Annotated in this window: 13 protein-coding genes; 8 read left to right on the forward strand and 5 right to left on the reverse strand. The window is 69.5% G+C overall.

All coding sequences use genetic code 11. From position 1 onward, the window contains the following. Positions 1 to 147: 147 nt before the first annotated feature. Positions 148 to 1,116, forward strand: coding sequence for a zinc-binding dehydrogenase (locus AB0G10_RS12605; RefSeq protein WP_360919214.1), 969 nt, complete (start codon positions 148 to 150; stop codon positions 1,114 to 1,116). Between the two features lie 523 nt (positions 1,117 to 1,639). On the opposite strand, the gene AB0G10_RS12610 is transcribed toward AB0G10_RS12605, so the two are convergent. The 5 genes from AB0G10_RS12610 to AB0G10_RS12630 form a co-directional block, all read right to left on the reverse strand. Then, entirely contained in the window at positions 1,640 to 2,932 is a 1,293-nt protein-coding gene (locus AB0G10_RS12610; RefSeq protein ID WP_360919216.1) for a metallophosphoesterase, read from the reverse strand. A 112-nt stretch (positions 2,933 to 3,044) separates the two neighbouring features. Next, positions 3,045 to 3,521 (reverse strand): hypothetical protein, encoded by a 477-nt coding sequence (locus tag AB0G10_RS12615; protein WP_360919218.1) that lies wholly within the window; start codon positions 3,519 to 3,521, stop codon positions 3,045 to 3,047. Between the two features lie 124 nt (positions 3,522 to 3,645). Then, the gene (locus tag AB0G10_RS12620) at positions 3,646 to 4,164 is read right to left on the reverse strand and encodes a hypothetical protein (RefSeq protein ID WP_360919220.1); all 519 of its coding nucleotides are present in this window, start codon (positions 4,162 to 4,164) and stop codon (positions 3,646 to 3,648) included. A gap of 225 nt (positions 4,165 to 4,389) precedes the next feature. Next, positions 4,390 to 5,193 (reverse strand): IclR family transcriptional regulator C-terminal domain-containing protein, encoded by an 804-nt coding sequence (locus AB0G10_RS12625; protein ID WP_360919222.1) that lies wholly within the window; start codon positions 5,191 to 5,193, stop codon positions 4,390 to 4,392. A gap of 4 nt (positions 5,194 to 5,197) precedes the next feature. Next, the gene (locus AB0G10_RS12630) at positions 5,198 to 6,631 is read right to left on the reverse strand and encodes an amidohydrolase family protein (RefSeq protein ID WP_360919224.1); all 1,434 of its coding nucleotides are present in this window, start codon (positions 6,629 to 6,631) and stop codon (positions 5,198 to 5,200) included. Between the two features lie 155 nt (positions 6,632 to 6,786). Here AB0G10_RS12630 and AB0G10_RS12635 point away from each other — a divergent pair, with 155 nt between their 5' ends. The 7 genes from AB0G10_RS12635 (at position 6,787) to AB0G10_RS12665 (ending at position 15,070) form a co-directional block, all read left to right on the forward strand. Further along, positions 6,787 to 7,923, forward strand: a complete 1,137-nt coding sequence (locus AB0G10_RS12635; protein WP_360919226.1) for a CoA transferase — start codon at positions 6,787 to 6,789, stop codon at positions 7,921 to 7,923. Beyond that, positions 7,908 to 8,693, forward strand: coding sequence for a citryl-CoA lyase (locus AB0G10_RS12640; protein ID WP_360919228.1), 786 nt, complete (start codon positions 7,908 to 7,910; stop codon positions 8,691 to 8,693). The genes AB0G10_RS12635 and AB0G10_RS12640 overlap by 16 nt, the downstream gene beginning before the upstream one ends. 15 nt (positions 8,694 to 8,708) lie before the next feature. Then, a complete protein-coding gene (locus AB0G10_RS12645) occupies positions 8,709 to 9,572 on the forward strand; it encodes an extradiol ring-cleavage dioxygenase (protein WP_360919230.1) in 864 nt (287 codons plus the stop codon). Continuing rightward, entirely contained in the window at positions 9,569 to 9,931 is a 363-nt protein-coding gene (locus tag AB0G10_RS12650) for a hypothetical protein (protein WP_360919231.1), read from the forward strand. Before AB0G10_RS12645 ends, AB0G10_RS12650 begins: the two co-directional genes overlap by 4 nt. Continuing rightward, entirely contained in the window at positions 9,928 to 10,989 is a 1,062-nt protein-coding gene (locus AB0G10_RS12655) for a zinc-binding alcohol dehydrogenase family protein (RefSeq protein ID WP_360919232.1), read from the forward strand. The genes AB0G10_RS12650 and AB0G10_RS12655 overlap by 4 nt, the downstream gene beginning before the upstream one ends. Then, positions 10,989 to 11,480 carry a GNAT family N-acetyltransferase gene (locus AB0G10_RS12660; RefSeq protein WP_360919234.1) on the forward strand — a complete coding sequence of 164 codons (492 nt, stop codon included), beginning with the start codon at positions 10,989 to 10,991 and terminating at the stop codon, positions 11,478 to 11,480. The genes AB0G10_RS12655 and AB0G10_RS12660 overlap by 1 nt, the downstream gene beginning before the upstream one ends. 407 nt (positions 11,481 to 11,887) lie before the next feature. After that, on the forward strand, positions 11,888 to 15,070 hold the full coding sequence (locus tag AB0G10_RS12665; protein ID WP_360919236.1) for a LamG-like jellyroll fold domain-containing protein: 3,183 nt from the start codon (positions 11,888 to 11,890) through the stop codon (positions 15,068 to 15,070). Positions 15,071 to 15,094: the final 24 nt, after the last annotated feature.

The raw sequence follows: 15,094 nt of genomic DNA on the forward strand, positions 1-15,094 counted from the left end.
CGATCGGCTCGCCGGACCACTGACGTCGGGGACGCTAGTCCGGCGATCCATAAGAGAACCTTAAGCCAGGTCACGATCGGTGAACGACGCCCGGCCCGGTTTCCGCAGTGCCCTGCGCACCCGCGGCGGCGGTGCGACGATCGGGTGGTGAAAGCAGCTGTGTATTACCAGAACGGTGGTCCCGAAGTCCTCCGATACGAGGACGTCCCCGATCCGGCAGTGCGCGACGGCGAAGTTCTGCTGCGCGTCGAAGCCGTCGGCGTCCAAGGCGGTGACCTGCTGCATCGCATGATCAGCCCGTTCCCGTCGGCGCCGCACATCGTCGGCTATCAGGCCGCCGGCACGGTCGCTGCCGTGGGTGCGGGCGTCTCATCGGTACGCGAGGGGCAGCGTGCCGTGGCGTTCATGCAGTCGGGGTCGCACGCCGAGCTCGTGGCGGTGCGCGAGCGCGACGTCTACGCCGTACCCGACAGCATCGACGCCCGGGTCGCCGCCGGCATCCCCGTGGAGTTCGGCACGGCCGACGACTGCTTGTTCGAATTCGGCCGCCTCAAGGCCGGCGAGACGGTCCTCATCCAGGCCGCCGCGGGCGGTGTCGGCCTGGCCGCGGTCCAGCTCGCCAAGGCGGCCGGCGCGCGGGTGCTCGGCACCGCCTCCAACGACGAGAAACTCGCCCGGCTGGCGTCCTTCGGCCTCGACCACGCGATCAACTACAGGACCGCCGACGTGGTCGCCAGCGTGCAGGAACTCACCGGCGGCCGCGGCGTGAACCTCGTCGTCGACCCGGTGGGCGGCAGCACCCTCGAAGGCAGCATCGCGTCGCTCGCCTACCGCGGCCGGATCAGCTGGGTCGGCCAGGCCGGCCGCGAACCGCAGCCGCCACAGCTCGGATCGCTCATGTTCAAGAGCGCCTCCCTCAACGGCGTCTATTTCGGCGGCGAGATGGAACATGACCCGTCGCGGACACGTGCCCTCATCGAGAAGCTCATCGGGCGGGTCGCCAGTGGCGAGCTGACCGTGGTGATCGACAAGGAGTTCGCGCTGGCGGAGGCGGCGGAGGCACATCGGTACATCGAGTCGCGCGCGGCGTTCGGCCGGGTCCTGCTGATTCCCTGAGGTGGTGGGTGGGCCGCCGATCGCGGTTGGTCGGCGGCCCGCGCCATGGTCGTCCTTCTCGGCGTCCTAGGAACCTAGGCTGAGTGACTGCGCTTGGCTTTGTGCTCATCGTTGACCGGGGCCCGCTGTGACTCGGTCAACGTGCTGCCGGGCTTCCTAGGAACCTAGGCTGAGCTCCCGGGCCTGGCTTGCGCACATCGCTGAACGGGCGCGCGGTGACCCGGTCAACGCGGCCATGGGCGTCCTAGGAACCTAGGTTGAGTTCGCGGATTTCGGGCTGTGGGCGGGACAGGCTTCGCCGCCCGCCTCCGGGCCTCGAGCGACCACGAGAGTCCGCCCAAGGCCCGGCGCGAGACAGACCCGGCGCGACGGCCCGGACCGAGACGGGCCCGGACCGAGACGGGCCCGGAGCCGCGACAGGCCCGCAGCCGCCACAGGTCCGGAACCACGACAGGCCCGGAGGCGCGACAGGCCCGGAGGCGCGACGGGCCCGGAGGCCCGACGGGCCCGGAGCCGTGACTGGTCAGGCCTGGCGGGAGGCCAGCTCGACCACCGTGATGTCGGACGGCGCCCCCACCCGGACCGGCGGGCCCCAGGCGCCGGCGCCGCGGCTCACGTAGAGCTGGGTGTCGCCGTACTGTTCGAGGCCCGCGTTGGTCGGGTTGGCCAGCTCGGCGATGTAGTTGCCCGGCCACATCTGGCCGCCGTGGGTGTGGCCGGAGAGCTGCAGATCGACTCCGTTCTTCACGGCGTCGTGGATGGTCACCGGCTGGTGGGACAGCATCACCACGGCGCGCGACGGGTCGCGGTCACGCAGCGTTGCCGCGAAGTCCGGGCCGAGACCCTCGTCCTCGCCGGCGATGTCGTCGACTCCGGCGAGATCGAAACCGGCCATCTCTACGCGGGCGTTGCGCAGCGGGCGCATCCCGAGCTCCTGCACCTTGGCGACCCACGGTTCGACGCCGGAGATGTACTCGTGGTTACCGGTCACGAAGAACGTACCCAGCTTGGATTGCAGCCCGCGCAGCGGCTCGACCGAGTCGGCCAGGTCCTCGACGTCACCGTCGATCAGATCGCCCACGACGGCGATGAGGTCGGGCTGCGTCGAGTTGATCGTGTCGACGACCCGGCGGCAGAAGCGGGGGCCCAGCACCGGCCCGAGGTGCACGTCGCTGACCACGGCGATCCGCAGGCCGTGGGCGCTGCGCGGCAGCTTCGCGAGCGGCACGGTGATCCGCTTGATGCTCGGGCCGTTGAGCACGCCATAGGTGCCGGCGCCGACGGTTCCGAGCGCCACCGCGGCGGCTGCGCCGCCTGCGACCCGGGAGACGAACACTCTGCGTGAGATTCTTGCGCTTTCCCCGGGTACGGCGGGAGCCGCCGGAACGGAAGCGTCAGAATCGGTCACGTCCACGGGGTTCGCGCCGACGCTCACGGCGGCGGGCACGGCCGCCGCGCGGTCACCCTGTGAAGCCGCGACCGATGCGGTGGTGGCACGGCGACCCAGCCACCAGCTCAGCAGCGGCCGCACCACCTCGCCGGCGACCACGCCGAGGAAGAGGTAGAGGAACACGGCCAGCCAGATGTATCCGGGCCACGCCACGATGCCGGCCAGCGAGTGCGGCATCCCGGCCTGCTCCCCCGCGAGCGCGCCGACGGCGAGCAGCGGGCCGGCGATGAAGAGGACGGTGCCGGCCCGGCGCCACCGGGTCCGGGCCGCGGTGGTGTCACGGATGAGGCGGCGCCACACGTACCAGTGCGCGGTTCCGAGAATGGCCAGGATCGTGGCCAGCACGAGCACGAAGACAAGGATCACCCGCCGAGGTTAATGGCCCTGCCGCCCGGCGACCCAGGCGGTCTCAGGACCTCCTCAGCAATCGAAACCGACGAGATCTACGCGAGGGAGACGAGGACGACGCGATCGAGGATCAGTGTGCCGCGTCGAGGCGGCCCGGCGTCCATCCGGTCACGTCCCGCAGCCGTCCCCGCCACAGCTTGCCCGGCGCGTCCATGACCTGGCCGGGCCGGGAGATCCGGGCGTTGCGCAGGTGGATGTAGCGGGTCGGCTCGGCGAGCGCCTGGTACTGCCGGTACGTGATCTCGGTGCCGACGTCGCGGCTCTTCACCGCCGCGTGCGCGAGGTCGGACTGCTCCTTCACGAATTCGGCCATACCCACGTAGTAGGCGTCCTCGTGGTCGTTGAGCTCGCTCAACTCGGCGAACCACCGCCACTGCGGGATGAGGTCGCCGTCGACGACGAGGCCGCCCACGGTGAGCGTGAACGGCGTCCCCTCGTCGATGTGCTCCACGAGCTGATCCGTGAGCGAGACGTAGTTGGCGAGGACACTGTCCGGCTCGGCCCAGTCGGAGCGCGCATGGCGAATATCCAGGAACGGATCAGACATAACCCCAATTTAGGACACCATGATCCCGTCCGGGCCGGGTTCGGCGTCCCGGCCTGGCCGGAACGAAATGACGGACATCGCGACGCGCGCTGAATCCCGCGCACCGATCTGGCCGTGCGATGGGTCAGCCGATGGTGGCCGCCCGCTCCTCGGCCTTCGTGATGAGGGAACGGACCAGGTCCTCGGAACCGCCCATGTTCTCCCAGCCCATGTCGGCCACCACCACGACGGCGTCGCCGACGACGGAGAGGGCGGCGTAGTTGCTGACGGTCTCGGGGGTCTGGTCGGCGTAGGCGTACCGCTGGTCGATGCGAACCACCAGGGAGTCGTCCGCGGAGTCGAGGACGGTCCACTTGTGCTCGTCCTCGCCGAGGCCGCCGGGGCACTTCTCGAGCGCCGCCTCGATCTCGGTGAACTGCTCGGCGGCGCCGCCGGCCGAGTGCAGGCCGACGAACTCGGTCACGATGCTGGGGGTGCTGTTCGCCTCGGCGCCGGGGACGATGTAGCGCATCGCCACGGCGTCGGTGCGGGAGGCGTCGCTGTCGTAACGGTCGTCGCCGCAGGGCCGCAGCGGGCGGACGTGGGAGTAGAGGCCCTGGTCGAGCGGGGCGGCTTCGGCGTCCCGTACATCTGCGGGCTGCAACAACGCACCCGCCGGAATGCCGGACGCGGCCGAGGCCGAAGGCGCAGCCGAGGCCGAAGACGCCGGAGACGCCGAGGCCGGTGGCGCGGCAGACGAGGGCGTGGAGGCGTCGGAACTGCAGGCTGCCAGCGAGAACGAGAGCAGGCCCGCCGTGGCGGCGAAGCGGAGTCCATTGGTCTGCATGATCCTAGGACTGCCCGCTCCGGACCGGGATGACACCCATCGTCAGGCGGTGGTCGAGGGGATCGTGGCGGTCAGGGCCCAGTCGTGGCCGATGTCGGCGGCGGTGCGCAGCAGTTTCGGCAGGTGGTCGTCGAGCAGGGTCTCCACCGACGTCTCGGCCGCGTGCACCGTCACGTTCACGGCGGCGACCACCCGGCCCTCGCCGTCGCGGACGCCCGTCGCGACCGAGCGGACGCCGGGCGCGAGGTCCTGGTCGGCGAGGGCCCAGCCCTTCGCGCGGACCTCGCGCAGCGACGACTCCAGCTCGGCGGCGGTCGGCTGCCGGCGCGCGGTGATGCCGGACCGGGAGGCCTCGGCGAGGACCGCGGGCACGGCGGCCGGCGGCAGGGCCGCCAGCAGCACCTTGCCCATCGAGGTGGCGGCGGCGGGAAAGCGGGTGCCGATGGTCACCGCGAGAGTGACGATCTTGGGTACGGCGACCCGGGCCACGTAGACGATGTCGCTCCCGTCGAGCTGGGCCATGGACGTCGACTCGTTCGTCCGGGCGACCAGCTTCTCCATGTGCGGGCGGGCCACCTCCCACATCGAGAGCGAGTCGATGTAGGCCATGCCGAGATCCAGCACGCGCGGTGTGAGCGCGTAGCCACGGCCCGCGCCGCGTACGTAACCCAGGGTCTCCAATGTGATCAGGATGCGCCTCACCGTGGGCCGGGCGAGGCCGGTCAGACCGGCGATCTCACTGAGCGTCATCGACGGCGTGCCGGGCCGGAAGGTGCGCAGGACGTCGAGGCCGCGGGCCAGCGCCTCGATGAAGTCGGGGCCCGAGCCCCTTCCGGTGTCGCTCATCCGGTCAATGCTTCCATTGGGCTTCGCCCGCGCTGTAGTCGGTGTACTGGTAGGGGTTGTCGAAGAGCTCGGACTGCGGCAGATCGGGGTTCTGACCCTTGAGCCAGGCCTCCTCGCCGAGGGTTTCGCGGAGGTGATCGACGGTGCTGCTGACTTTCGAGCGCGCCGCGTCGAGATCGACGCCGACCAGTTTGCCGTCTCTCTTCACGACTCTGCCGTCGATGACGACCGTGTGCACGTCGCCCCGCTGCGCCTGGAAAACGACGTGGCCGTAGGCGTTCAGGATCGGGAACATCGCGGGCGAGTCGTCGTTCTTGATCAGCACGACGTCCGCCTTGCGACCCGGGGCCAGCGCGCCCAGCTCGGCGTCGAGGCCGAGGGCCTTCGCGCCGCCGCGGGTGGCCCAGTCGACGACCTGCTCGGCCCGCAGCGCGTGGTGGGTGACGGTCTCCTGCCGGCCGTGCGCCTCGAGGTGCTCGCGGGAGCGGTCGGCGCTGAGCGTCGTGCGCATGGCCGAGAACAGGTCGCCGCTCCACCAGACGCTGGTGTCCATCGACAGCGAGACCGGGACGCCGTGCCGGCGCAGCTGCCAGGTGGGCGGATAGCCCTGGCCGGCGCTCTGCTCGCTCTCGGTGGAGACCGAGACCGAGCCGCCGGTCGCGGCGATCCGGTGGTACGAGTCGCTGCTGAGCGTGGCGGCGTGCACGTAGACGGTGCCCGGGGTCATGAAGCCGTTCTCGTACATGAGCCGGATGCCCTCGTCGTTCGTCGCGCCCCACACGCCGGCGTGCGTGGTGACGTTCACGCCGAGCTCGCGGGCCACCTCGAACGCGGCCTTCTCCGGGAACGCCGGGTCGCCGGTGACGTCGAAGGCGAGCTGGAAGCCGGCCAGCCTGCCGTTCTCGACGCGGCGCCGGTGGAAGTCGCGGAAGCCGTCCGAGGTGGTCCACTCCCACGGTCCCTGCTGGATGTTGCCATAGGCCAGAACAAACCTTCCAGGTACGGCTTCCAGAGCGTCGACCGCGGCGTCGGCGTGTTGCGGGGTCTGCAGGCCGTGCGACCAGTCGACGGTGGTGGTGACGCCGGCGTCGATCGCCTCGATGGCGCCGAGCAGGTTGCCGGCGTGGATGTCCTCGGGGCGGAAGTGCCGGCCGGACTCCAGGTAGTACCAGACGAAATACTGCGTGAGGGTCCAGTCGGTGCCGTACCCGCGCATCGCGGTCTGCCACAGGTGCCGGTGCGTGTCGATCATGCCGGGCATCACGATGCCGCCGGACGCGTCGATCTCCTCGGCGTCGTCCGGGGCGCTCAGGTGGTGGCCGACCTCGGCGATCCGTCCGCCGATCACGAGCACGTCGGCGCCGGGGAGGACCGTGTGCGCGTCGTCCATGGTCAATACGAGTCCGTTGCGGAATACGACGGGTCTTTCGACGCTCATGGGCAGCTCCTTCGGACTGCTGTCCGCTGAGCGGGCAGCGATATGACGGACAGCGTGTTCCAGGTCACTTCCGATGTCAAGGAGCCGTTGACATCGCGATCCCGAACCGCGAGGCTGCTTTCGCGGACAGGTGTCCGCAGAACGGGCGGTTACTCATGGTTGACCAACCCAAAGGGCCCCTGGACGGCCTGCTCGTCGCCGACTTCTCGCGGATCCTCGCCGGGCCGTACGCGACGATGCTGCTCGCCGACCTCGGCGCCCAGGTGATCAAAGTGGAGGGACCGGGCGGGGACGACACCCGGACCTGGATGCCGCCGGTGCGGGACGGGGTCTCGACGTACTACCTGGGGATCAACCGGAACAAGCGGTCGATCGCGCTGAATCTGAAGGATGCGGACGATCGCTCGGCCGCCCAGGAGCTGGCGCGACGGGCCGATGTCCTGATCGAGAACATGCGGCCGGGCGGGCTGGGGCGGTTCGGGCTCGACTACGCGTCGGTCGCGGCCGGCAACCCGGGGATCATCTATGCGAGCATCAGCGGGTTCGGGTCGGGCGACGGGGCTTCCCTGCCCGGATACGACCTGATGGTTCAGGCTATTTCCGGACTTATGAGCTTAACCGGCTCGCCTGACGGATCTCCCTACCGCGCGGGGATCTCGGTCTTCGACGTCATGGCCGGCCTGCACTGCTCGATGGGGATCCTCGCCGCGCTCCACGCCCGCGCCGGCACCGGGCGGGGACAGCATGTCGAGGTCAATCTGCTCAGCTCGGCGCTGTCCGGACTGGTCAACCACTCCAGCGGATACGTGGCGAGCGGGACGGTCCCCTATCGGATGGGCAACGCTCACCCGAGCCTGTTCCCCTACGAGCCGCTCCCGACGTCCGACGGCGAGCTGATCATCATTGCCGGCAACGACGGGCAGTTCCGGAAATTGTGCGAAATATTGGGACTCGGCGATCTTGTGGACGATCCGCGCTTCGGACGTAATCAGGATCGGACCGCGAACCGCGAGGAACTCCGGCCCCTGCTCGTCGAACGTCTCGTCACCCGGACCAAGGACGAGTGGTTCCGCGACCTGCTCGCCGCCGGGGTGCCGTGCGCGCCGATCAACACGATCGACGACGGGGTGCGGTTCGCCGAGGAGCTGGGCCTCGAACCCGTCGTCACGGTCGGCGGCGTGCCGGGCGTCCGCAACCCGATCACCTTCTCCGCGACGCCGGCCGGCTATCGGCTGCCGCCTCCCGGACTCGACGAACACGGCGAGGAGATCCGCGCATGGCTGAAGAACTGAGCTTGCCGACCGGGCTGAGCTTCCCGACCGGTCTGGGCACCTCGACCCCGGAGACCATCTCGCTGCTCGGCCAGGATCTCGCCGCCGACCTGATGGGGAGGGTCGGCTTCGGCGAGCTGGCGTTCTGGCTGGTGGCGGGCCGCCGTCCGAGCGCCGGTGAGGTGCGGCTGTTCGAGGCCGTCCTGGTGGCGCTCGCCGATCACGGGTTCACGCCGACCGCCATCGCGGCCCGGCTCACCTACCTCTCCGCGCCGGACTCGCTGCAGGGCGCGCTCGCGGCCGGTCTGCTCGGCGGCGGTTCGCGCTTCCTCGGGGTGACCGAGGACTGCGGGAGGTTCCTCGCCGAAACCCTCGCGGCCCATCCGCCCGGGGATTTCGAGGAGATCGCCGTCAATGCGGTCCGTGACGCCAAAGCGGCCGGCCGATTCGTTCCCGGTCTGGGGCACCCGGTTCACAAGGACCAGGATCCGCGTACGCCGGTGCTGATCCGGATTGCCCGTGAAGAGGGACTGTACGGCCCCCATTTGCGTCTTTTCGAGGCGATTGGCGTCGTACACGAAAAGGTTTTGAATCGGCGTCTCCCCCTGAACGGCGCCGGAGTCTGCGGAGCGGCCCTCGCCGATCTGGGTCTCCCGGTCGACCTGTTGCGCGGATTCGCGCTGCTGGCCCGCGCCGCCGGGCTGCTCGGGCAGATCGCCGAGGAGAAACGCCGCCCGATAGCGAATCAGATCTATCTCACCGTCGACCGCAACGCTGTTTACGAGCCTTAGTTTGGGAGGACAGCAATGGCCAGCATCGTCGCGGTCATCGCCTCGACGCACCACCCCTTCTACTACCGCGCCAGCACGGCCACCGGCGAGGACCGCCCGCCGTTCGCCGACGAGTGGACCCGCAAGATCCTCGCCTTCCGGGAGACGCTGACCCGCGCGAACCCGGACGTCCTGGTCATGGTCGGCTCTGATCACTTTCACCAGCTGTGGCTCGACAACATGCCGCAGTTCCTGGTCGGCAAGGCGCCGTTCTACGACGCGAACTGGTACAACGAGGAGCGCGAGTTCGGCCTGCCGCGGATGACGCTGAAAGGCCACGAGGAGCTGTCCTCGCACATCCTGCGCTCCGGCCTCGACGCCGGCTTCGACCTGGCGTTCAGCAACGAACTGCGGATCGACCACAGCATCACCTGCCCGATCATCACGCTGCGGCCGGAAGCGGACCTGCCGATCGTGCCGATCTACACGAACATCTTCGCGCCGCCGCTGCCGCAGCCGTCCCGCTTCGTGCAATTGGGTTCGTCGATCCGCGAGATCATCGACCAGTGGCCGTCGCACCTGCGGGTCGCGGTGATCGGGACCGGACATCTCTCGCTGGAACTGGGCGGTCCGCGACAGTTCGGACCGCACGGTCCGGATCCCGCCTTCGACGAGAAGGCCGTGGGATGGATCGCGAACGGTGACCTCGACGGCTGCCTGCGCGAGGTCACCCTGGACAGCCTGCACACGCCCGGGAACGCCACCCACGGATTCATGGACTTCATGCTGATGATGGGGGTCGCCGGCGCCGGCGTGAAAGCCGACTACGTCGACACGCTCGACCTGTTCCACACGATGGAGGCGTACTTCACCTGGTATCCGAACGGAGCGCCGGCATGAGCAGATATCTGCTGAACAAGTTCCTGTTCACCGTCGACCGGGACCCGGATCTCGTCGAGCGGTATCGCGAGGATCCGCGCAATCTGGTGGAATGGTGGGAGTCGTCGATGGCGAGCTCCCTGCTGAACTGTCACAGCGGGGAGGCGACCACCTGGCTTTCGTTCACCGCCGAGGAGCGGGAGGCGCTGATTTCCCACGACCACGTGAAACTGTTCGAGCTGGGCTCGCATCCGTTTCTCACGCTGACGCTGTTCATCGCGATGTTCGAACGCGACAACACGTCGCCGCTGGAGTACCAGAAGGCGTACGGGGCCGCGCTCGCCGCATTCAGCCTCCCCTATCCGGACATCACCACGTGATCGACGCCGCGGTCCTGCGCATCTGCGGGCAGCCACCGGCGCTCGAACGCCGCCCGCTGCCCGTCGCGGCCGCCGGCGAGGTGATCGTGCGGGTGGCCGCCGCCCCGATCACCCCGCTCGACGTGCTGTGCGCCTCCGGAACCAGCTATTTCGGTGAGCCGGCGACGCCCTACGTGCCCGGCGTCCAGGGGGTCGGCTGCCTGCCGGACGGCACCCCGGTCTGGTTCGCGACCTCGGCCGGCATGCGCCCCGGCGACGGCAGCATGGCCGCGGTCGTGGCCGTCCCCGCTCGCGACGTGGTCCCGCTGCCGCCCGGCGCGCCGCTGCCGCTGATCGCCGCCCTCGGCCTCTCCGCGGTCGCCGCCCAGGCGGCCTTGACCGTGGCCGGCCCGCTCTCCCCGTCCACCGACCGCGACATGCCCGCACCCGGCCCCGGAACGGGCGGTCCCGGAGACGGCGACGACGGAACGGGCGGTCCGGGATCTCGGGCCGCCGGGAAGCAGGTGGTCGTCCTGGGCGCCGGCGGCGTCGTCGGGCAGACGGCCATTCAGCTCGCCCTCCTCGGTGGGGCGCGCCGGGTCATCGCCGTGGCGCGCTCCCCCGAGGCGCTGGCCCGGGCCGCCCAGCTCGGGGCCGCCGCCACGGTGCCGCTGCTGCCGGACGACTCCGAGACCGGGCTGGCCGACTGCCTGCGCGACGCCGCCGACGGACCGGTCGACCTGGTGATCGACCCGGTCTTCGGGATGCCGGCGGCCGCGGCCCTGCGCGTCCTGCGCCCCGGCGGAACCCTGGTCAACCTCGGCTCCTCGGCCGCCGCGACCGCCCCGATCGACTCGGCCACCCTGCGCGGCGGCTCGCTGCGGATCACCGGCTACACGAACAACGCGCTCACCACCGAGGAGCGTGCCCGCCTCATCACCGAAATCGCCGGGCACGCCACGGCCGGCCGCCTCACCACCACCTACGAGACGGCGCCGCTCGCCTCCGTGGCCGAGGCGTGGACACGCCAGGTCGTCGGCCGGACGCGCGGAAGGGTGGTCTTGTCTATCGTCGACTGATGACGAAGATCGTGACCTATCTCGAGATGACCGACCGTGACCAGCTGAGGCCCGCTACCCCGGTGGCGGGCCTCGGTCTGGAGCGCCTCGACCGCGCATCACCTCTCGTGATCGACCTTCAGGTCAAAATCGGCGCTCCGTACGGATGGAAGAGCGCCACCCGCACCCCGGAGCAGTGGGCCGAACGCCTTGCCGGGAACCTGGACCGTCAGCACTGGGCGCTCACGTTCGAGGGCACCCCGGCCGGCATGGTCGCCTATCAGCCGCACCCCGGCGACGAGGTGGAGATCGAGACGTTCGGCCTGATCCCGGAGTTCACCGGCCGTCGCCTTGGTGGCTATGCGCTCACCCTCGGCCTCGAGCGGGCCTGGACGCTGTTCCCCGTCGTGAAGCGGGTCTGGCTGCACACCTCCACCCAGGATCACCCGAACGCCCTGCCGAACTACCGGGCCCGGGGCCTGGTCCCGTTCCGCACCGAGGAGCAGGACTGACACCCGCGCCCGCCCCTCATCGCGTGTCGAGTTCAGGCGCGCACCGCACCCCAACTCAACACACAAACAGGCCCCACCACAACGTGTCGACCTGGGGCGCAACCCGCACCCCAACTCAACACACAAACCGGTCTCCACCACAACGTGTCGACCTCGGACGCGAACCGGCCCCACCGCCGCGTGGCGACTTCGGGCGCCACCCGCACCCCAACTCAACACGCGAACCGGTTTCCACCACAACGTGTCGAGTTCAGGCGCGATCCGCACCCCAACTCAACACGTGAGGGGCGCCTCGGCGGAGGAGTGGGACGCGCGATTAAGTCCGGAACCGTTCGGTTTCGTTGACATCAGGCATGTAAATGCTTAAGTGTGTTTGCAACGCGTCGTTGATCGAAAGGAAACACTCGATGCCACGAACGCCTCTGCGACCACTTCTGCTAGCCGTCCTGCTCGTCCTGTCCGGCCTGATGGCGCCCACCGCGGCGAATGCCCAGCCGGCGAAGACCCCGGCGGCGAGGGCCGAGGTCGCGCCCGTACACGGGCTCAAGGGCGAGTACTTCCGGATGTCGGCGCCCGGCGCCCGCGACTTCGCCGAGCTCGGCGGCATCGTGCTCGACCCGAACATCGACCTGGCCGGACTGGCCGGCACGTTCGAGTCGCTGACCGGGCGCACCGAGCACACCACGGCCCGGTGGACCGGCACCCTCACGGCGCCGGCCACCGGGGACTACACGTTCTCGATGATCGGCGACAACGGCTTCCGGTTCCTCCTCGACGACCGGCCGGTGATCGATCACTGGGTCGGTGACTGGGACGTCGAGCAGAACAGTGCCCCCGTGCACCTCGTCGCCGGTGAGGCTCACACCGTACGCATCGAGATGTTTCAGGATGTCGGGGGTGCGAACCTCTTCCTGCGCTGGGCCGGTGCCGGAATCGAGAAGCAGATCGTGCCGGAGTCGGCGTTCACCCCGCCCGCAGGCTTCCAGGTTTTCCCGGTAGATTTCACGATAAATCCGGACGGAAAGACCCTGGTAGCCGACTTCGAGGCGAACGTCGACGCGATCGCGCAGACCCAGCAGCACCTCAAGGTCGAGGTCGACACGACCGCCTTTCCGATCAAGAGCATCCAGCGCAAGAGAGACAAACTCACCATCACCCTCGGTGAGAAGGTCCAGAAGAACCAGAAGGTCCGCGTCAACTACGACGGCACCGGCGGCCTGATCGTCGGCGGCGAGACCGTCCCGCAGGTCATCCGCTCGGCAACGAACACGTCCGAACACCGTCTCACGACCCCGTGGGGCGACCGGGTGGACACGAACCACCCGCTGCCGGAATACCCGCGCCCGCAGCTGATCCGCAAGGACTGGCTGAATTTGAACGGCCCGTGGGAGTTCGCCGGCGCGGCGGCCGGCGAGCAGCCGACCTTCGGCAAGAAGCTCGCCGAGAAGATCATCGTGCCCTACCCGGTCGAGTCGCAGCTGTCCGGCATCGAGCGGCGCGAGGACCACATGTTCTACCGCAAGCTCGTCACCGTCCCCGGCGGCTGGCGCGGCAAGCGGGTCAAGCTCAACTTCGGCGCCGTCGACTACCAGGCGAAGGTCTGGGTCAACGGCGTGCTCGTGACGACCCACACGGGCGGCTACACCGCGTTCACCGCCGACATCACCGATGCGCTCACGAGGTCCGGCAAGCAGGAGATCATCGTCGGCGTCACCGACGTGACCGGGCCGAACCAGCCCAAGGGCAAGCAGTCGCTCAACCCGGGCGGCATCGTCTACGAGCCCTCCTCGGGCATCTGGCAGACGGTCTGGCTCGAGCCCACCAGTCCGATTTCGATCAACGACGTCATCAGTACGCCGGACGTCGCGAGCGGTGCGGTGACCGTCAAGGTCGCGGCGTCCGCAGCCGGAACCGTCAAGGTCGTCGCGCGCGACAGGAAGGGGAAGAAGGTGGGCTCGGCGACGGGCCCGGCCGGCACCTACCTGCGCGTGAAGATCGAGCGGCCCCGGTTGTGGAGCCCTGACGACCCGTACCTCTATGACCTTGACGTGGAATTGGGCAATGACAAGGTCCGGAGCTATTTCGGTCTGCGGGAGGTCAAGGTCGCGAACGTCGGCGGGTTCCCGAAGCTGGTCCTCAACGGCAAGCCGATCTTCTCGCTCGCCACGCTCGACCAGGGCTTCTGGCCCGACGGGCTGTACACCCAGCCGAGCGACGCGGCGCTGAGGTTCGACCTGGTGGAGACGAAGAAGCTCGGCTTCAACGCGGTCCGCAAGCACATCAAGGTCGAGTCCGCCCGCTGGTACCGGCACGCCGACGAGCTGGGCCTGCTGGTCTGGCAGGACTTCGTCTCGGCCGACATCACCAGCACGGCCGGCCAGGAGGCGTTCCTCAGCCAGGGGAAGGAGATGATGCGGCAGCTGCACAGCTTCCCGTCGATCATCGGCTGGATCGTCTTCAACGAGGGCTGGGGCGAGTGGGACCGGACCGCAACCGGCCGGATCGCCGACGAGATCAAGGCGCTCGACCCGTCCCGGATCCTGAACGCGCACAGCGGCGTCAACTGCTGCGCCTCGAAGGGTGACTCCGGCAGGGGCGAGGTCATCGACCACCACGACTACAACAACACCGATCCCGCCTACCCGGACGCCACCCGCATCGCCATGGACGGCGAGCACGGCGGCTTCACCCTGCGCACGCCCGGTCACATGTGGCCCGGCCCGCCCGCCGTGATCTACAGCGGTGTCGCCGACAAGGAGGCGCTGACGGCCCGCTATGTCGACAACACCACCCGGTACTACCTGGAAGCCGCGGGCGCCGAGCTGTCCGGCTCGGTCTACACGCAGATCACCGACCTGGAGACCGAGCTCAACGGGCTCTGGACCTACGACCGGCGAGAGATCAAGGTCAACCCCTCATCGGTACGGGAGATCAACCTCGCGGTCATCGAGGCCGGCGCGACGGCGGCCTCCGACGCCACCTTCCCGGGACGCGGGGACTGGGCTCTCGACGAGGGCACCGGTCGTGTCGCGCAGTCGCCCGCGCTGCAGCTGAACGGGGACACCGCGTGGGTCGGCGGCGTACGCGGCTCGGCCCTCGGCTTCGACGGTGACGGCGACTCGGCCGACACGGCGGCGCCGGTCCTCGACACCACGAAGGACTACACGGTGTCGGCGTGGGTGTCGCTCTCCTCGCTGCCCGGCAATTACGCGACGGCGGTCAGCCAGGACGGGCGAGCCCGGGAGAATCCGTTCTACCTGCAGTACGGCCAGGGCGCCTTCGCGTTCAGCACCCCGGGCGGCAACCGGGCCCGCCTCGAGGTGACACCGGCCCTGAACCGCTGGTACCACCTGGTCGGCGTCCGCGACCACGCCTCCGGAGAGGCGCGCCTCTATGTCGACGGCCGGCGGGTAGCGGCCGTACCGGCCGGCCCGGATGTGGTCAGCACGGGCGCGTTCTCGGTGGGCCGGGCCAAGTATGCGGGTGCGAAGACCGACTACTGGTCAGGATCGGTCGACGGGGTGCATGCGGTGGATCGCGCTCTGAGTGACGCGGAGGTGGCGGCGCTCTACACGGCCGAGGCCCCCTGACGTTCCGCTTTCGCCACGGCCCAC

The sequence above is a fragment of the Actinoplanes sp. NPDC023714 genome (assembly GCF_040639855.1).
GTDB lineage: Bacteria > Actinomycetota > Actinomycetes > Mycobacteriales > Micromonosporaceae > Actinoplanes.

Excerpts from the sequence above, each read along its gene's own strand:
- AB0G10_RS12615 (WP_360919218.1), bottom strand. The coding sequence starts at position 3,521 with ATGTCTGATCCGTTCCTGGATATTCGCCATGCGCGCTCCGACTGGGCC.
- AB0G10_RS12625 (WP_360919222.1), bottom strand. The coding sequence starts at position 5,193 with ATGAGCGACACCGGAAGGGGCTCGGGCCCCGACTTCATCGAGGCGCTG.
- AB0G10_RS12630 (WP_360919224.1), bottom strand. The coding sequence starts at position 6,631 with ATGAGCGTCGAAAGACCCGTCGTATTCCGCAACGGACTCGTATTGACC.
- AB0G10_RS12635 (WP_360919226.1), top strand. The coding sequence starts at position 6,787 with ATGGTTGACCAACCCAAAGGGCCCCTGGACGGCCTGCTCGTCGCCGAC.
- AB0G10_RS12640 (WP_360919228.1), top strand. The coding sequence starts at position 7,908 with ATGGCTGAAGAACTGAGCTTGCCGACCGGGCTGAGCTTCCCGACCGGT.
- AB0G10_RS12645 (WP_360919230.1), top strand. The coding sequence starts at position 8,709 with ATGGCCAGCATCGTCGCGGTCATCGCCTCGACGCACCACCCCTTCTAC.
- AB0G10_RS12650 (WP_360919231.1), top strand. The coding sequence starts at position 9,569 with ATGAGCAGATATCTGCTGAACAAGTTCCTGTTCACCGTCGACCGGGAC.
- AB0G10_RS12660 (WP_360919234.1), top strand. The coding sequence starts at position 10,989 with ATGACGAAGATCGTGACCTATCTCGAGATGACCGACCGTGACCAGCTG.
- AB0G10_RS12665 (WP_360919236.1), top strand. The coding sequence starts at position 11,888 with ATGCCACGAACGCCTCTGCGACCACTTCTGCTAGCCGTCCTGCTCGTC.